We start from the raw sequence: 16,843 nt of genomic DNA, 5'->3' as shown, positions 1-16,843 counted from the left end.
CATGCCTGCTCATGAGGGACACCGCGGTTACGACGCCGTCATCGTCGGCGGAGGGCACAACGGCCTGGTCGCCGCCGCCTATCTGGCCCGTGCCGGACGCTCCGTGCTGGTGCTGGAGCGGCTGGCGCGCACTGGCGGCGCCGCCGTCTCCACCCGACCGTTCGCCGGCGTCGACGCACGGCTGTCGCGCTACTCCTACCTGGTCAGCCTGTTGCCGAAGAAGATCGTGCGCGATCTGGGCCTGGACTTCCGGGTACGCGGGCGGACGATCTCCTCGTACACGCCCGTGGAACGCGACGGACGGCCCACCGGCCTGCTCGTCGCCAGTGGCGAACGGCGCAACCGGGAGGCCTTCGCGCGACTCACCGGCGGCCCGGGCGAGTACGAGGCGTGGCAGCGCTTCTACGCCATGACGGGCCGGGTCGCCGAACGCGTGTTCCCGACCCTGACCGAACCGCTGCCGACCCGCGAGGAACTGCGCCGCCGGGTCGACGACGAGGACGCCTGGCGGATGCTGTTCGAGGAGCCCCTGGGAGTCGCCGTCGAGGAGAACTTCGCCGACGACCTGGTCCGCGGTGTCGTCCTCACCGACGGGCTGATCGGCACCTTCGCCGACGCCCACGATCCCTCGCTGAAGCAGAACCGCTGCTTCCTGTACCACGTGATCGGTGGCGGCACCGGCGCCTGGGACGTCCCCGTCGGCGGCATGGGCGCCCTGACCGACGCCCTGGCCGCCGCGGCGCGCCAGGCCGGTGCCGTCCTCGCGACCGGGCACGAGGCGCTGCGGATCGACACGGACGGGCGCACCGCCGAGGTCATCTACCGCACGGCCGACGGAGAGGGTGTCGCCGAGGCCCGGCACGTCCTGGTCAACGCCTCCCCGCAGCACCTGGCCGCCCTCACCGGCGACACCCCGCCCGCTCCGGCGGAGGGCGCACAGCTCAAGGTGAACATGCTGCTCAAGCGGCTGCCGAGGCTGCGCGACAGCTCCGTCGACCCGCGCGAGGCGTTCGCCGGGACCTTCCACATCGCCGAGGGTTACGAACAACTGGGCGCCGCGCACGCCCAGGCGGCCGCGGGTGACCTGCCGACCGCGCCGCCCTCCGAGATCTACTGCCACTCCCTCACCGACCCGACGATCCTCGGCCCGGACCTGGTCCGGCAGGGCTACCAGACCCTCACCCTCTTCGGTCTGCACACCCCGGCCCGCCTGTTCGCCCGCGACAACGACGCCGTCCGCGCGGAGCTGCTGAAGTCGACGCTGGCCCAGCTCGACGCCCACCTCGGCGAACCCCTCGCCGACTGTCTCGCCACCGACGCCGACGGCCGCCCGTGCCTGGAGGCGAAGACCCCGCTGGACCTGGAGCGCGACCTGCGGCTGCCCGGCGGCAACATCTTCCACCGCGACCTGTCCTGGCCGTACGTCCAGGAGGGCACCGGCCGCTGGGGTGTGGAGACCCGGCATGCCAACGTGCTGCTCTGCGGGGCCGGCGCGGTGCGCGGCGGCGGGGTCAGCGGGGTGCCGGGACACAACGCGGCGATGGCCGTGCTGGAGGAGGGCGAGGACTGACCGTCGACGGGACGCGGGCCGGCCGCGGCGGAGGACGTGCGGCTGATCGGGTCCTGGCGTCCGCGCGCCTACGATCGGCCGATGGACATGACAGCCGTACGACTGGAGGCGCCCGCCACGCCCACGGCGCCGGCCCTGCGCCTGCGCCCGTGGGACCGGTCCGACGCTCCCGGCCTGGTCGAGGTGTACCGCGACCAGGCGCTGCGCCGCTGGACCAGCGGGGCGGTGGACGACGAGGAGGGCGCGGCGCGCTGGGTCCGGGCGCAGGAACGGGGGTGGGCGGCGGGTGACCGGTTCGCGTTCGCTGTCCTGGAGGCGGGGACGGACGGCGCCGACGGACGGCCGTCGGGACACGTGGTCCTGAAGCGGCCCGTCGCCGGCGCCCCGTGCGCCGAGGTCGGCTACTGGACGGCGGCGCACGCCCGGGGCCGGTCGGTGGCCCCGCGGGCCCTGGGCGCACTCGCGCACTGGGCGTTCACCGCCTTCGCCGGCGACGGGCTGACCCGGCTCGACCTCCTGCACCGGCAGGACAACGCCGCATCCTGCCGCGTCGCGGTGAAGGCCGGGTTCGCCTTCGCCGCTGCGCAGCCCGCGGCTCCGCCGGCCTTCCCCGTCGAAGGCCATCTGCACACCCTGGTCCGCGCGGACCCGCGGCCAGAAATCTGACGGAGCATCAGAAAAGGTCTTCCGTCGGCGGGACGGCTGCGGCATCCTGCGCCCATGCAGACGGAGCTGAGCAGGAAACTGGGCGTCGAGCACGCCGTCTTCGGCTTCACGCCGTTCCCCGCCGTCGCCGCGGCCATCAGCCGGGCCGGCGGCTTCGGCGTGCTCGGCGCGGTCCGCTACACCGACCCGGACGACCTCAAGCGCGACCTCGACTGGATCGAGGCCCATCTCGACGGCAGGCCCTACGGCCTCGATGTCGTCATGCCCGCGAAGAAGGTCGAGGGCGTGACGGAGGCCGACGTCGAGGCGATGATCCCCGAGGGGCACCGGCGGTTCGTCACCGACACCCTCGCCAAGTACGGGGTGCCCGAGCTCGCGGAGGGCGAGGCGTCCGGCTGGCGCATCACCGGCTGGATGGAGCAGGTCGCCCGCACCCAGCTCGACGTCGCCTTCGAGCACCCCATCCGGCTGCTCGCCAACGCCCTCGGCTCGCCGCCCGCGGACGTCGTGGCGCGTGCCCACGACCGGGGCGTGCTCGTGGCCGCGCTGGCCGGCAGTGCCCGGCACGCCCGCAAGCACCAGGACGCCGGCATCGACATCGTCGTCGCCCAGGGCTACGAGGGCGGCGGTCACACCGGGGAGATCGCCTCCATGGTGCTGACCCCCGAGGTCGTCGAGGCCGTCGACCCGCTGCCGGTCCTCGCCGCCGGCGGCATCGGCAGCGGCCGGCAGATCGCCGCCGCCCTCGCGCTCGGCGCCCAGGGCGTGTGGCTGGGCTCGCTGTGGCTCACCACCACCGAGGCCGACCTCTCCTCGCCCGCCCTGACCCGCAAACTGCTCGCCGCAGGCTCCGGCGACACCGTCCGCTCCCGGGCCCTGACCGGGAAGCCCGCGCGCCAGCTCCGCACCGAGTGGACCGACGCCTGGGATGCCCCGGACGGGCCCGGCACCCTCCCCATGCCCCTCCAGGGCCTGCTGGTCGCCGACGCCGTCTCCCGCATCCAGAAGTACGAGATCGACCCCCTGCTCGGTACACCCGTCGGCCAGATCGTCGGCCGTATGAACAGCGAACGCCCGGTCCAGGCCGTCTTCGACGACCTCACCCGCGGCTTCGAGCAGGCCGTCGACCGCATCAACCGCATCGCCGGAAGGAGCGGACAGTCGTGAGCACACCCCCCGCCGGATTCTGGGCCCAGGCCGCCGCCGAACCCGACCGCACGGTCCTCGTCGCCCCCGACGGCGAGCAGTGGACCGCCGGACGCCTGCACGCGGCCGCCAACCGCCTGGTGCACGGACTGCGCGCGGCCGGACTCGGACCCGGCGACTCCTTCGCGGTCGTCCTGCCCAATTCGGCCGAGTTCCTCACCGCCTACCTGGCCGCCACCCAGGCCGGGTTCTACCTCGTCCCCGTCAACCACCACTTCGTCGCCCCCGAGATCGCCTGGATCGTCGCCGACTCCGGCGCCAAGGTGCTGATCGCCCATGAACGGTTCGCGGACACCGCCCGCCGGGCCGCCGACGAGGCCGGACTGCCGGCCGGCCGCCGGTACGCCGTCGGCACGGTCGAGGGCTTCCGCCCGTACGGCGAACTCCTCGCGGGGCAACCGGAGTCGGCGCCCGCCGACCGCACCCTCGGGTGGGTCATGAACTACACCTCGGGCACCACAGGACGGCCCCGGGGCATCCGCCGCCCGCTGCCGGACAAGCTCCCCGAGGAGTCCTACCTCGGCGGCTTCCTCGGCATCTTCGGCATCAGGCCCCACGACGACAACGTCCACCTCGTCTGTTCGCCGCTCTACCACACGGCCGTCCTCCAGTTCGCGGGCGCCTCCCTGCACATCGGCCACCGCCTGGTGCTGATGGACCGGTGGACGCCCGAGGACATGCTCCGGATCGTCGACGCCCACCGGTGCACCCACACGCACATGGTCCCGACCCAGTTCCACCGGCTGCTCGCGCTGCCCGAGGACATCAGGCGGTCCTACGACGTCTCCACCATGCGGCACGCCATCCACGGCGCCGCGCCCTGCCCCGACCACGTCAAACGCGCCATGATCGACTGGTGGGGCCACTGCGTGGAGGAGTACTACGCGGCCAGCGAGGGCGGCGGCGCCTTCGCCACCGCCGAGGACTGGCTGAAGAAGCCCGGCACCGTCGGCAAGGCGTGGCCCATCAGCGAACTGGCGATCTTCGACGACGACGGCAACCGGCTCCCGCCCGGTGAACTCGGCACCGTCTACCTGAAGATGAACACCGGCGGCTTCTCGTATCACAAGGACGAGGCCAAGACGCGCAAGAACCGCATCGGTGACTTCTTCACCGTCGGTGACCTGGGCCTGCTCGACGAGGACGGCTACCTCTTCCTGCGCGACCGCAAGATCGACATGATCATCTCCGGTGGGGTCAACATCTACCCGGCCGAGATCGAGTCCGCGCTGCTCGCCCACCCCGCCGTCGCCGACGCCGCCGCCTTCGGCATCCCGCACGACGACTGGGGCGAGGAGGTCAAGGCGGTCGTCGAACCGGCCCCCGGACACGAACCCGGCCCGGACCTCGCCGCCGCGATCCTCGGCCACTGCGCCGGACGGCTCGCCGGCTACAAACGACCGAGGACGGTCGACTTCGTCACGGAGATGCCCCGCGACCCCAACGGCAAGCTCTACAAACGACGGCTGCGCGATCCTTACTGGGAGGGCCGGACCCGGGCGGTGTGACGAGCCGCTTGACCTCCTTCTTCCGCGCACGCAGGATCAGGTCCCATGACGTCTGGACACGGGAGCACGGTCGACGGGGTGCTGCGGCGCAGCGCCCGTCGCACCCCGGCGCGCGTCGCGGTGAACTACCGCGACCGCGCCTGGACCTACGACGAACTCGACACGGCCGTCTCCCGCGCGGCGAGCGTCCTGCTCGACGAGGGACTCGCCCCCGGCGACCGGGTCGGCGCCTACGGCCACAACTCCGACGCCTACCTGATCGCCTTCCTCGCCTGCGCCCGCGCGGGTCTGGTGCACGTGCCGGTCAACCAGAACCTGACCGGCGACGACCTCGCGTACCTCGTCGCTCAGTCGGGCAGCGCGCTGGTCCTGACGGACCCGGACCTGGCCGGGCGGCTGCCCGCCGGAGTCCGTACGCTCGCGCTGCGCGACAGCGACGACTCCCTGCTGGCACGGCAGGCGGCGGCACCGGCCTACGACGGCCCGGAGCCGCGGGCCGAGGACCTGGTCCAGCTGCTCTACACCTCGGGCACGACGGCCCTGCCCAAGGGCGCGATGATGACCCACCGCGCCCTGGTCCACGAGTACCTGAGCGCGATCACGGCCCTCGACCTGAGCGCGGGCGACCGCCCGGTGCACTCCCTCCCGCTCTACCACTCGGCGCAGCTGCACGTCTTCCTGCTGCCCTACCTGGCGGTCGGCGCGACGAACGTCATCGTCGACGCGCCGGACGGCGACACGCTGTTCGACCTGATCGAGGCGGGGAGCGTGGACAGCCTGTTCGCGCCGCCGACGGTGTGGATCGGCCTGGCCGACCGCCCCGACTTCACCACCCGCGACCTCGGCGGCCTGCGCAAGGCCTACTACGGGGCGTCGGTCATGCCGGTCCCGGTCCTGGAACGGCTGCGCGAGCGCCTGCCGAAGCTGGACTTCTACAACTGCTTCGGCCAGAGCGAGATCGGCCCGCTGGCCACGGTCCTCGCCCCCGGCGAGCACAAGGGCCGGATGGACTCCTGCGGCCGTACGGTCCTCTTCGTGGACGCCAGGGTCGTCGACGAGGACGGCAAGGACGTCCCCGACGGCACCCCCGGTGAGATCGTCTACCGCTCACCGCAGTTGTGCGAGGGCTACTGGGACAAGCCCGAGGAGACGGCCGACGCCTTCCGCGACGGCTGGTTCCACTCCGGCGACCTCGCGGTGCGCGACGCCCACGGCTACTTCACCATCGTCGACCGGGTCAAGGACGTCATCAACTCCGGTGGCGTGCTGGTCGCCTCCCGCCAGGTCGAGGACGCGCTGTACACCCACGAGCAGGTCGCCGAGGTCGCTGTCGTCGGCCTGCCCGACGAGCGCTGGATCGAGGCGGTCACCGCGGTCGTCGTCCCGCGCGGCGAGGTCACCGAGGCCGAACTCATCGCCCACGCCCGCGACAAGCTCGCCTCCTTCAAAGCGCCGAAGCGGGTGCTGTTCGTGGAGGGACTGCCGCGCAACGCCAGCGGGAAGATCCTCAAGCGGGAGCTGCGGGAGCGCTTCGACGGCCACGTGTGAGCGGGCCCGCCCGTCCCGGCGGCCCCCGTGCGCGCCGCCGCCGGCCTCGGCGCGGCGGCCGGTGCCGTCAGCGGTCCTGGACCACCGCCACCTCCCGCGCCCACCGGTAGTCGGCCTTGCCGCTCGGTGAGCGCCGGATGGTGTCGGCGATCACCAGCTGGCGCGGGATCTTGTACCCGGCGAGGTGGGTGCGGCAGTGGGCCTGGATGTCCTCCAGGGACGGCCGCACCGCGCCCGTGCGCAGCTCCACCACGGCCGCCACGTGGTTGCCCCAGCGGACGTCCGGCACCCCGGCCACCAGCGCGTCGTACACGTCCGGATGGGACTTGAGCGCCTGCTCGACCTCCTCCGGATACACCTTCTCGCCACCGGTGTTGATGCACTGCGAGCCGCGGCCGAGGACGGTGACCACGCCCTCCTCGTCGACGGTCGCCATGTCGCCGAGCAGCACCCACCGCTCGCCGTCCTTCTCGAAGAACGTCTCGGCGGTCTTCCGCGGGTCGTTGTAGTAGCCCAGCGGCACGTGTCCGCACTGCGCGACCCGGCCGGTCTCACCGACGGCGATGGACTCGTACGTCGCCGGATCGACGACCCGGGTACGGGAGTTGACCCGGATGCGGAAGCCGCGTTCGGGGCCGGAGTCCGCGGTCGCGGTGCCGTTGAAGCCGGACTCGGAGGAGCCGAAGTTGTTCAGGAGCATCACGTTCGGGACGAGGGCGAGGAACTGCCGGCGCACGGTCTCCGACATGATCGCGCCCGAGGACGACACGCTGAACATCGAGGAGCAGTCCGTGCCCTTCATGGGGCCGCTCAGCGCGTCGATGAGCGGGCGCAGCATGGCGTCACCGACCAGCGACATGCTGGTGACCCGCTCCGTCTCGACCGTGCGCAGCACTTCCTCGGGCACGAACTTGCGGTGCAGCACGATGCGCTGACCGAAGTTGAAGCCGATGAACGCCGTGAGGGTGGAGGTGCCGTGCATGAGCGGGGGAGTGGGGAAGAAGGTGATGCCCGAGCCGCCGGCCGCGACGCGCTCGGCGAGCTCCTGCGGCTTGTGCACCGGCTCGCCCGTCGGCGCCCCGCCGCCGAGCCCGGAGAAGAACAGATCCTCCTGACGCCACATCACCCCCTTGGGCATGCCGGTGGTCCCGCCGGTGTAGATGATGAACTGGTCGTCGCCCGAGCGCGCCGGGAAGCCGCGCCCGGGCGACCCCGAAGCCTCCGCCTCCGCGAACGGCACCGCGTTCACAGCGGCTTGGGACGTCTCGGCTCCCGGTTCTCCCACCCGCAGCAGGTGCCGCAGCTTCGGGGCCCGGGGCAGCGCCGCCGCCACCCGGTCCGTGAACTCCGCGTCGAAGACCAGCGCCACCAGATCGGCGTCCCGGTACAGGTAGGTCAACTCCTCCTCCACGTACCGGTAGTTGACGTTCACCGGGACGATCCGCGCCTTCAGGCACGCCAGCACGGTCTGGAGGTACTCGACGCCGTTGTACAGGTGCAGCCCGAGGTGCTCGCCCGGTCGTATCCCGGCGGCGACGAGGTGGTGCGCGACGCGGTTGGCCGCCGCGTCCAGCTCCGCGTACGTCAGACGGCGCCGCGCGCCCGTGCCGGGGTGGTCGACGTACACCAGCGCCTCGCGGTCCGGCACCACGTCGACGACCGACTCGAACAGGTCGGCAAGGTTGTACTCCACCGTTCCTCCTGACCCCGGGCGTGCCTGGCATCCGACGGTTCGCCGGTCATCAGAGCAAAGGGCACGACAACTGTGAAGGGTCCGCGCGAATAAATCTGACTGACTGTCAGAAAACCCTTGAAGTGCCTCCCCGCCTACTGCAACCTGTTCTCGTTCTTCGAGAGGGGAGAGGGCGATGGGTGGAACCGAACACCTCACCGTGCGGCGCGAAGGCGCCACGCTGGTGCTCACGCTCGACCGGCCGGAAGCCAGGAACGCGCTCTCGCTGGGGATGCTCGTCGGCCTCTACGACGGCTGGACCGAGGCCGACGCGGACGACAGCGTCCGCTCGGTCGTGCTCACCGGCGCGGGCGGCGCCTTCTGCGCCGGCATGGACCTGAAGGCCCTGGCCGGTCAGGGCATGGACGGCGAGCGCCACCGCGACCGGCTGCGGGCCGACCCCGATCTGCACTGGAAGGCGATGCTGCGCCACCACCGCCCGCGCAAGCCGGTGATCGCCGCCGTCGAGGGGTACTGCGTCGCGGGCGGCACGGAGATCCTCCAGGGCACCGACATCAGGGTGGCCGGCGAGTCCGCGACCTTCGGACTCTTCGAGGTCAGAAGAGGCCTGTTCCCCATCGGCGGCTCCACGGTCCGGCTGCAACGCCAGATCCCGCGCACCCACGCCCTGGAGATGCTCCTCACCGGCCGCCCCTACAGCGCCCGGGAGGCGGCCGGCATCGGCCTGATCGGCCACGTCGTCCCCGACGGCACGGCGCTGACCAAGGCCCTGGAGATCGCCGAACTCGTCAACTCCTGCGCCCCGCTCGCCGTCGAAGCCGTCAAGGCGTCGGTGTACGAGACCGCCGAGCTGACCGAGACCGACGGGCTCGCGGCCGAACTCAAGCGCGGCTGGCCGGTCTTCGACACCGCCGACGCCAAGGAAGGCGCCCGCGCCTTCGCGGAGAAGCGGCCGCCCGTCTACAAGCGGGCCTGACCCGCGCCCGACCCGCCGAGGAGAGAGAGCCGCCATGCCCGAAGTCCTCAAAGCCCCGCTCGTCGTCGAGTTCCCCTTCACCCGCTCCCTCGGCCCGGTGCAGAGCGCCTTCCTGACCGGACTGCGCGAACGCGTCGTCCTCGGGGTGCGCGCCGGCGACGGCCGCGTCCTCGTCCCGCCCGTCGAGTATGACCCGGTCACCGCCGACGAGATCCGCGACCTCGTCGAGGTCGCCGCCACCGGCACGGTCACCACCTGGGCCTGGAACCACGCCCCCCGCCGCGGCCAGCCCCTCGACACCCCCTTCGCCTGGGTCCTGGTCCGCCTGGACGGCGCCGACACCGCCCTCCTGCACGCCCTCGACGCCCCCGGCCCCGACCGCGTGCACACCGGTCTGCGCGTGCGGATCCGCTGGGCCGAGCGGCGCACCGGCGCCATCACCGACATCGCCTGCTTCGAACCGTACGACGGCGAGCCGGGCCGGCCGACCGGCAGCGCCGGGACGTTCGAGGACCCGGTCACCCGTGTCGTCGCCCCCGCCCGCCTCGACTACACCTACTCGCCCGGCCGCGCCCAGACCGCCTACCTCGGCGCGCTCGCGCGGCGGCGGACCGTCGGCGAACGCTGCCCCTCCTGCCACAAGGTGTACGTCCCGCCCCGGGGCGCCTGCCCCACCTGCGGCGTCGCCACCACCGAGCGGGTGGAGGTGGGCCCACGCGGCACGGTCACCACCTTCTGCATCGTCAACATCAAGGCGAAGAACCTGGACATCGAAGTCCCCTACGTCTACGCGCACATCGCCCTCGACGGCGCCGACCTCGCGCTGCACGGCCGCATCGGCGGCATCCCCTACGACCAGGTGCGCATGGGCCTGCGCGTCGAACCCGTGTGGACACCGGACTCCCGCCACCCCGACCACTACCGGCCCACCGGCGAACCCGACGCGGACTACGACACCTACAAGGAGCTGCTGTGACCCGCGAACCGGCCCCGGGCCGTGAGATCGCCGTCGTCGCCTTCGCCCAGAGCGACCACCGGCGCACCACCGACGAGCTCTCCGAGGTGGAACTGCTCATGCCGGTCCTGCACGAAGTACTGGACCACACCGGCCTGAAGACCGCCGACATCGACTTCACCTGCTCCGGCTCCTGCGACTACCTGGCCGGCCGCGCCTTCTCGTTCACGCTCGCCCTCGACGGCGTCGGCGCCTGGCCCCCCATCTCCGAGTCGCACGTCGAGATGGACGGCGCCTGGGCGCTGTACGAGGCGTGGACCAAGCTGCTCACCGGCGACGCGGACACGGCCCTCGTCTACGCGTACGGCAAGTCCTCGCCCGGCTCCCTGCGCGACGTGCTGACCCGGCAGCTCGACCCGTACTACGTCGCCCCCCTGTGGCCCGACGCCGTGGCGCTCGCCGCCCTCCAGGCACGGGCACTCATCGACGCGGGGGACACCGACGAGCCCGCGCTCGCCGCCGTGGCCGCCCGGGACAGAGCGGCCGCCACCGCCAACCCCCACGCCCAGCTGCGGGGTTCGGTGCCGCACGGGGACTACGTCGTACAGCCGCTGCGCACCGGCGACTGCCCGCCCGTGGGCGACGGCGCCGCCGCCGTGATCCTCGCGGCGGGGGAGCGGGCCAGGCGGCTGTGCGCGCGGCCCGCCTGGATCCGCGGCATCGACCACCGCATCGAGGCGCACAGCCTGGGGGTGCGCGACCTGACCGACTCCCCGTCCGCCCGGCTGGCCGCCGAGCGGGCCGGTGCCTTCGAACGGCCCGTGGACACCGCCGAGTTGCACGCGCCGTTCACCGCTCAGCAGGTCGTGCTGCGCAAGGCGCTGCGGCTCGGCGACGACGTGCGCGTCAACCCCTCCGGCGGAGCGCTCGCCGCCAACCCGATGATGGCCGCCGGACTCATCCGCGTCGGCGAGGCCGCCGCGGCCGTCCACCGGGGCGACTCCGACCGGGCCCTCGGCCACGCCACCTCCGGCCCCTGTCTGCAACAGAACCTGGTCGCCGTACTCGAAGGGGATCCGCGATGAGCAAGGAACCCGTGGCCGTCGTAGGCATCGGCCAGACCAAACACGTGGCGGCCCGACAGGACGTGTCGATCGCCGGACTCGTCCGCGAGGCCGCCCGACGCGCCCTCGACGACGCCGAGTTGGACTGGGCCGACATCGACGCCGTCGTCATCGGAAAGGCGCCCGACTTCTTCGAGGGCGTCATGATGCCCGAGCTGTACCTCGCCGACGCGCTCGGCGCGGTCGGCAAGCCCATGCTGCGGGTGCACACGGCCGGCTCGGTCGGCGGGTCCACCGCGCTCGTCGCCGCCAACCTGGTCGCGGCCCGGGTGCACGGCACCGTCCTGACCCTCGCCTTCGAGAAGCAGTCCGAGTCGAACGCCATGTGGGGCCTGTCCCTGCCGATCCCGTTCCAGCAGCCGCTGCTGGCCGGGGCGGGCGGCTTCTTCGCCCCGCACGTACGGGCCTACATGCGGCGCAGCGGCGCCCCCGACACGGTCGGCTCCCTGGTCGCCTACAAGGACCGCCGCAACGCCCTGAAGAACCCCTACGCGCATCTGCACGAGCACGACATCACCCTGGAGAAGGTCCAGGCCTCACCGATGCTGTGGGACCCGATCCGCTACTCGGAGACCTGCCCCTCCTCCGACGGCGCCTGCGCGATGGTCCTCACCGACCGGGCGGGAGCGGCACGCGCCCCCCGGCCGCCGGCCTGGATGCTCGGCGGCGCCATGCGCAGCGAACCCACCCTCTTCGCCGGCAAGGACGCGGTGTCGCCGCGGGCCGGACAGGACTGCGCCGCCGACGTCTACCGGCAGGCCGGGATCGCCGACCCGCGGCGGGACGTCGACGCCGTCGAGATGTACGTGCCGTTCTCCTGGTACGAGCCCATGTGGCTGGAGAACCTCGGCTTCGCCGAGGAGGGCGGTGGCTGGAAACTCACCGAGGCGGGGGTCACCGAACTGGACGGCGATCTGCCGGTCAACATGTCGGGCGGGGTGCTGTCGTCCAACCCCATCGGCGCCTCCGGCATGATCCGCTTCGCCGAGGCGGCGCTCCAGGTGCGCGGGCAGGCCGGGGAACACCAGGTGGAGCGGGCCCGCCGGGTACTCGGGCACGCCTACGGGGGCGGCTCCCAGTTCTTCTCCATGTGGCTCGTGGGAGCACAGCCCCCGGACGCCTGAGAGCGCGTGCGCGCGCACCCCGCCGACGCCTCCCGAAAGGTCCCCCTCACGTGGCCTGTCGGCGGTAGGAACCGATCGCTAGGCTGGCCCGCGGACGACGAATCGGGAGGAGCACGGACGTGGCCGAGAGCACCATCCAGCAGCAGCCGTTCACGAGCTGGGACAAGCCGGAGCTGGACCTCAGCAACGCCGAGTGGCAGTCCAGCAGCCGAGGCCGGGGGGATGTTCAGATCGCTTTTGTCGAGGGATTCATCGCGATGCGCAACAGCGGCCGTCCACAGAGCCCGTCCCTGATCTTCACTCCGGCGGAGTGGGGCGCGTTCGTGTCGGGCGCACGGGAAGGGGAGTTCGACCTCACATGAGCCGCCGGGGGTGAACCGCGGGCCGCTCCGGGCGTGGCACGCCCGCCGTCGCGGCCTCGCGAGCCGGTACGCCGTCCTGGGGCCATTGCCGTGGGCAGGCCGCCCCAGGACGTGAAAGCGGTGTTCGGCACCGCCGCACGCGGGTTCCGGCGTCGCTCGTAAGGGTGACGTGCGAGCGGTCCGCGGAGACGCGCGAGCGGTCCGCCGGGACGCGCGAGCGGCCGGCCGCCTCCCCCGGAGCCGACCGGAGACCGCGCGCCTATCATCGGGCCCATGCAGGACACGCCCGGCACGGACACCGCGCTCGCCCTCGATCTCGCGCTCACCCTCAGGCACGACGGCAACGGCGGGATCGCCGACGACCTGACCGACCCCGCCGGTCTCACCGCCTGGGTCCGCGCCCACCCCGACGCCGTACCCGACGCGGCCGGCTTCGTCGCCGACGCGGCCGCCCTCGCCGCCGTGCACGACCTGCGCGCCGCCGTCCGCGCGCTCTTCGCCCACGCCGTGCGGCCGGCCGAGCCGAGCCCCGCCGACGCCGCCCGGCTGCTGCCCGTGCCCGAGGCACTCGAGCGCCTCAACACCGCCGCCGCCCGTCGGCCCACCGTGCCCGTCCTGCACTGGCCCGAGAGCACCGCCCCCTTCGTGCGGCGCCCGGCCGCGGTGGCGCGGGGCGACCTCACCGCGGTGCTCGCCACAGCCGCGATCGCCTTCCTCACCGGCCCCGACCGGCACCGGCTGCGCGCCTGCCACGCACCGCGCTGTGTGCGCTACTTCCTCAAGGAGCACCCGCGCCAGGAATGGTGCAAGCCGTCCTGCGGCAACCGCGCCCGGGTCGCCCGCCATCACGAACGGCACCGACCGGACGCCCGAACACCTTCGACCGGTAACGCCCAAGGGCGGGTCGCGCAACCCCCGGAAGGCGTACGCTGAGCTGCCTGTAGGTCATGGTGCCCGTCCGCTCCCCGCGCGAGTGGGCCACCGTGACAGGGGGTGCACCATGGGGCAGTACCACGCACGCGGCAGAAGGACCCTCTTCGAGCGTGAGAGCGAACTCGCCGCCGCCGACGAGGCGTTGAGCGAGCTGACCGGCCTGCGCGCGGACGGCGCCGAACCGACCGACCGGCCGCGCGGCGCCCTGCTCGCCTTCGCCGGACACGCCGGCATCGGCAAGACCACCCTGCTGGGCGAGGTCCGCCGCCGCGCCGACGCCCTCGGCTGCACCGTGCTCTCCGCCCGCGGCGGCGACCAGGAACAGCGCGTCGCCTTCCACGTCGCCCGCCAGCTCCTCCAGCCCCAGTTCGCGGGTGCCTCCGAGGCCGAACTGCGCTCCTCGCTGGGCAGTTGGTACGACATCGTCGGCCCCGCGCTCGGCATCTGCGCCCCGACCGAGGGCGCCCCGCCCGACCAGCAGGGCCTGCGCGACGGGCTGGACTGGGTGCTCACCCACCTCGCTGTCCGGCGCGCCCCGATGGTCCTGCTGCTCGACGACGCGCACTGGGCCGACCCCGAATCCCTGGGCTGGCTGGCCGCGTTCGCCCCTCGCGCCGAGGAACTCCCGCTGCTGGTCGTCGTCGCTTACCGGCCCGACGAACTCCCCGAACACGCCGAGTCGTTCCGACGGCTGCCCGGCCGGGCCGGCTCACGCCCCATCGACCTGGAGCCGCTGAGCGCCGGCGCCGTCGCCCGGCTGGTGCGCGAGGCGGTCGGCGGCCACGCCGACGACGCGTTCTGCCGCGAGTGCTGGGCCGTCACCGCGGGCAACCCGTTCGAGACCGTCGAACTGACGGCCAAGGTGCGCGACCGCGGACTCACGCCGACCGAGGACGGCGCCCACCTGCTGCGCGACCTCGCGGCGGCGGCCAAGGGCAGCGGCCTGATCGCCCGCATCGAGCGCCTCGGCACCTCCACCGTCCGCTTCGCCTGGGCCTGCGCCGTCCTCGGCACCGAGATCCCCATCGCCCTCGCCGCCGCCGTCGCCGGACTCGGCCACGAAGAGGCCGCCGACGCCGCCGACGCCCTGCGCGGCGCCCGCATCCTCACCGGCGAGAGCACCCTGGAGTTCGTCCACCCGCTGATCGCCACCGCCGTCTACCGCAACATCCCCGCCGGGTTCCGCGTCGCCCTGCACGGCCAGGCCGCCTGGTGCGTGGTCGACGCCGGACTCGGCCCCGCGGCCGCCGCCCGCCACCTCCTGGAGACCCACCCCGACGGCGACCCCTGGGTCGTGAACCAGCTGCGCGCCGCCGCCGGCGAGACCCTCCGGGCCGGCGCCCCCGACGCCGCCCGCAGCTACCTCGCCCGCGCCCTGCGCGAACCCCCGACCGCCGAGGACCGGGCGGCCATCCTCTACGAACTCGGCTGCGCCTCCCTGCTCACCGAACCGGCGACCACCGTCAACCACCTCCGGGCCGCCCTGGAGGAGCCGATCGCCGACCCGGAGCTGCGCCACCACATCGTCTACCGCCTCTCCCAGGTCCTCGCCCACAGCGACCGCCTCGCCGAGGCCTCCGAGACCCTGGCCCGCGAGATCCGCGTCACCGACGACGCCCGGGTCAGGCTGCGGATGGTCGCGGAGGAGTTCATGTGGGACGCCTTCCGCGCCGACGAACCCGACCACCCGGCCCGCTCCCGCCGCCTCAGCAGGCTCGCCGACCGGCTCAAGGGCCGCGACCTCACCGAGCGCTACATCATCGGGCTGCGCACCTGGGACGCGATCCAGCGCGGCGAACCCGCCCACGTCGCCCTCCAGCACGCCGAACGCGCCCTGGACGGCGGCCTGCGCTTCGCCGAACCCGACCGGGGCTTCGAGGTGCCCGTCCTGGTCGCCCTCGCCTTCATGTACGCCGACCGGCCGGGCCGCACCGAGGAACTCTTCGCCGCCGGCATCGCCGACTACGAACGCCAGGGCTGGCGCGGCGCCCACCTCTCCTTCGCCTACACCCTCCTCGCCTACGTCCGCTACCGGCGCGGCCGGCTCGCCGAGGCCGAGGACTTCGTCCGCGCCGGCCTGCGGCTCGCCCAGCGGGTCGGCCCCGACACCCCCGCCCACTGGTACGCGGTCGGCATCCTCATCGAGGTCCTGATCGCCCGCGGCCGGGTCGCCGAGGCCGCGCAGACCGCCGACGAGCACTGCTTCTCGGCGCCGTTCCCGGCCGCCGTCGTCTTCCCCGACTCCCAGACCGTGCACGGCGAACTGCTGCTCGCGCGCGGCCTGACCAAGGAGGCCGCGGCCGAACTGGCCGCCGCCGGGCGCCGCTTGGAACCGCGCGGTATCCGCAACCCCGCCTGGTGTCCCTGGCAGCTCCACCTCGCCCGCGCCGAGAGCCAGGACGCCCCCGAGCGCGCCGTCGCCACCGCCCTCGAAGCACTCGCCCGCGCCCGCCAGTTCGGCGCCCCGTCCACGATCGGCCAGGCGCTGCGCATCGCCGCCGAGGTCTCCTCGGGCTCCGCCCGGGTCAAGTACCTCGAGGAGTCCGTGGCCCACCTGGAGCGCTCCCCGGCCGCCTACGAACTCGCCTGCGCCCTGGTCTGCCTCGGCACCGAGCTCTACCGCGCCGGCCGCGCCGACGAAGCCGCCGAACATCTCTACCGCGGCCTCGACACGGCGGTGCAGTGCGGTGCCGACGGCCTCGCCGCCGAGGCCCGCGACACACTCGCCGCCAACGGACTGCGCCCCCGCCGGCTGCACACCGCCGAGACCGACACCCTCACCGCCCGCGAGCGCGCCGCGGCGACCCTGGCCGCCCAGGGCATCGACGACCACGAGATCGCCCGGGAACTGCAGACCGACGAGCAGACCGTCGTACGCCTGCTCTCGGCCGTCTGCCGCAAGATCGGCACCGACCGTACGGGACTGCCCGTCGCGCTGGCCGACCACCTGCCGGACTGAGTCCCGGCCACCTGCCGGACAGAGGCCCGATCACCTGCCGGACGGAGGCCCGGCCGCGCCGGACCCGGCGGCACCCGATCGGATCACGGTGCCCCGGGACCCGTCGGGAGGCCCCCGGGGCGGGCATCGCCGGCCGATCGGCCCGGTGCGGCCCGGTCCCGCCGGGTCCGGACCGCCCGGGTCACGGACGGCGTCCCGCCGAGCCGCTCGGCCGCCCGC

General features: G+C 73.4%; 13 protein-coding genes. 12 read left to right on the top strand and 1 reads right to left on the bottom strand.

Annotated elements, in window-relative coordinates; genetic code table 11:
• Position 1 precedes the first annotated feature (1 nt).
• From ACWCQK_RS14730 to ACWCQK_RS14710, 5 genes are all read left to right on the top strand, one after another.
• Positions 2 to 1,570, top strand: a complete 1,569-nt coding sequence (locus tag ACWCQK_RS14730) for a phytoene desaturase family protein (RefSeq protein ID WP_451155491.1) — start codon at positions 2 to 4, stop codon at positions 1,568 to 1,570.
• An 81-nt stretch (positions 1,571 to 1,651) separates the two neighbouring features.
• Positions 1,652 to 2,236, top strand: a complete 585-nt coding sequence (locus ACWCQK_RS14725) for a GNAT family N-acetyltransferase (protein WP_451155490.1) — start codon at positions 1,652 to 1,654, stop codon at positions 2,234 to 2,236.
• Positions 2,237 to 2,290: 54 nt separating this feature from the next.
• On the top strand, positions 2,291 to 3,403 hold the full coding sequence (locus ACWCQK_RS14720; protein ID WP_451155489.1) for an NAD(P)H-dependent flavin oxidoreductase: 1,113 nt from the start codon (positions 2,291 to 2,293) through the stop codon (positions 3,401 to 3,403).
• On the top strand, positions 3,400 to 4,950 hold the full coding sequence (locus tag ACWCQK_RS14715) for an acyl-CoA synthetase (RefSeq protein WP_451155488.1): 1,551 nt from the start codon (positions 3,400 to 3,402) through the stop codon (positions 4,948 to 4,950). Before ACWCQK_RS14720 ends, ACWCQK_RS14715 begins: the two co-directional genes overlap by 4 nt.
• Positions 4,951 to 4,995: 45 nt before the next feature.
• Complete coding sequence (locus ACWCQK_RS14710) at positions 4,996 to 6,498, top strand: acyl-CoA synthetase (protein WP_451155487.1); 1,503 nt, start codon at positions 4,996 to 4,998, stop codon at positions 6,496 to 6,498.
• Positions 6,499 to 6,565: 67 nt separating this feature from the next.
• Here ACWCQK_RS14710 and ACWCQK_RS14705 read toward each other — a convergent pair whose 3' ends face one another.
• Positions 6,566 to 8,191, bottom strand: coding sequence for an acyl-CoA synthetase (locus ACWCQK_RS14705; protein WP_451155486.1), 1,626 nt, complete (start codon positions 8,189 to 8,191; stop codon positions 6,566 to 6,568).
• Between the two features lie 175 nt (positions 8,192 to 8,366).
• On the opposite strand from ACWCQK_RS14705, the gene ACWCQK_RS14700 reads away from it, so the two are divergent.
• From ACWCQK_RS14700 to ACWCQK_RS14670, 7 genes are all read left to right on the top strand, one after another.
• Entirely contained in the window at positions 8,367 to 9,167 is an 801-nt protein-coding gene (locus ACWCQK_RS14700) for a crotonase/enoyl-CoA hydratase family protein (RefSeq protein ID WP_451155485.1), read from the top strand.
• Positions 9,168 to 9,201: 34 nt separating this feature from the next.
• Entirely contained in the window at positions 9,202 to 10,143 is a 942-nt protein-coding gene (locus tag ACWCQK_RS14695; protein ID WP_451155484.1) for a Zn-ribbon domain-containing OB-fold protein, read from the top strand.
• Positions 10,140 to 11,207, top strand: a complete 1,068-nt coding sequence (locus tag ACWCQK_RS14690; protein WP_451155483.1) for a thiolase domain-containing protein — start codon at positions 10,140 to 10,142, stop codon at positions 11,205 to 11,207. The genes ACWCQK_RS14695 and ACWCQK_RS14690 overlap by 4 nt, the downstream gene beginning before the upstream one ends.
• Positions 11,204 to 12,370: a thiolase domain-containing protein gene (locus tag ACWCQK_RS14685; protein ID WP_451155482.1), complete on the top strand. Its 1,167-nt coding sequence runs from the start codon at positions 11,204 to 11,206 to the stop codon at positions 12,368 to 12,370. The genes ACWCQK_RS14690 and ACWCQK_RS14685 overlap by 4 nt, the downstream gene beginning before the upstream one ends.
• Positions 12,371 to 12,489: 119 nt before the next feature.
• Entirely contained in the window at positions 12,490 to 12,732 is a 243-nt protein-coding gene (locus ACWCQK_RS14680) for a DUF397 domain-containing protein (RefSeq protein ID WP_451155481.1), read from the top strand.
• 273 nt (positions 12,733 to 13,005) lie between these two features.
• On the top strand, positions 13,006 to 13,665 hold the full coding sequence (locus tag ACWCQK_RS14675; protein WP_451155480.1) for a CGNR zinc finger domain-containing protein: 660 nt from the start codon (positions 13,006 to 13,008) through the stop codon (positions 13,663 to 13,665).
• A gap of 67 nt (positions 13,666 to 13,732) precedes the next feature.
• Positions 13,733 to 16,624 (top strand): helix-turn-helix transcriptional regulator, encoded by a 2,892-nt coding sequence (locus ACWCQK_RS14670; protein WP_451155479.1) that lies wholly within the window; start codon positions 13,733 to 13,735, stop codon positions 16,622 to 16,624.
• Positions 16,625 to 16,843 lie beyond the last annotated feature (219 nt).

This window comes from Streptomyces sp. NPDC002306 (assembly GCF_053593435.1).
Note: the sequence above shows the minus strand (reverse complement) of the source record. Positions and strands in the feature narration are given on the sequence as shown.

Coding starts and splice junctions, on each gene's coding strand:
- ACWCQK_RS14670 (WP_451155479.1), top strand. CDS start 13,733: ATGGGGCAGTACCACGCACGCGGCAGAAGGACCCTCTTCGAGCGTGAG.
- ACWCQK_RS14675 (WP_451155480.1), top strand. CDS start 13,006: ATGCAGGACACGCCCGGCACGGACACCGCGCTCGCCCTCGATCTCGCG.
- ACWCQK_RS14695 (WP_451155484.1), top strand. CDS start 9,202: ATGCCCGAAGTCCTCAAAGCCCCGCTCGTCGTCGAGTTCCCCTTCACC.
- ACWCQK_RS14730 (WP_451155491.1), top strand. CDS start 2: ATGCCTGCTCATGAGGGACACCGCGGTTACGACGCCGTCATCGTCGGC.
- ACWCQK_RS14725 (WP_451155490.1), top strand. CDS start 1,652: ATGGACATGACAGCCGTACGACTGGAGGCGCCCGCCACGCCCACGGCG.
- ACWCQK_RS14685 (WP_451155482.1), top strand. CDS start 11,204: ATGAGCAAGGAACCCGTGGCCGTCGTAGGCATCGGCCAGACCAAACAC.
- ACWCQK_RS14720 (WP_451155489.1), top strand. CDS start 2,291: ATGCAGACGGAGCTGAGCAGGAAACTGGGCGTCGAGCACGCCGTCTTC.
- ACWCQK_RS14700 (WP_451155485.1), top strand. CDS start 8,367: ATGGGTGGAACCGAACACCTCACCGTGCGGCGCGAAGGCGCCACGCTG.
- ACWCQK_RS14710 (WP_451155487.1), top strand. CDS start 4,996: ATGACGTCTGGACACGGGAGCACGGTCGACGGGGTGCTGCGGCGCAGC.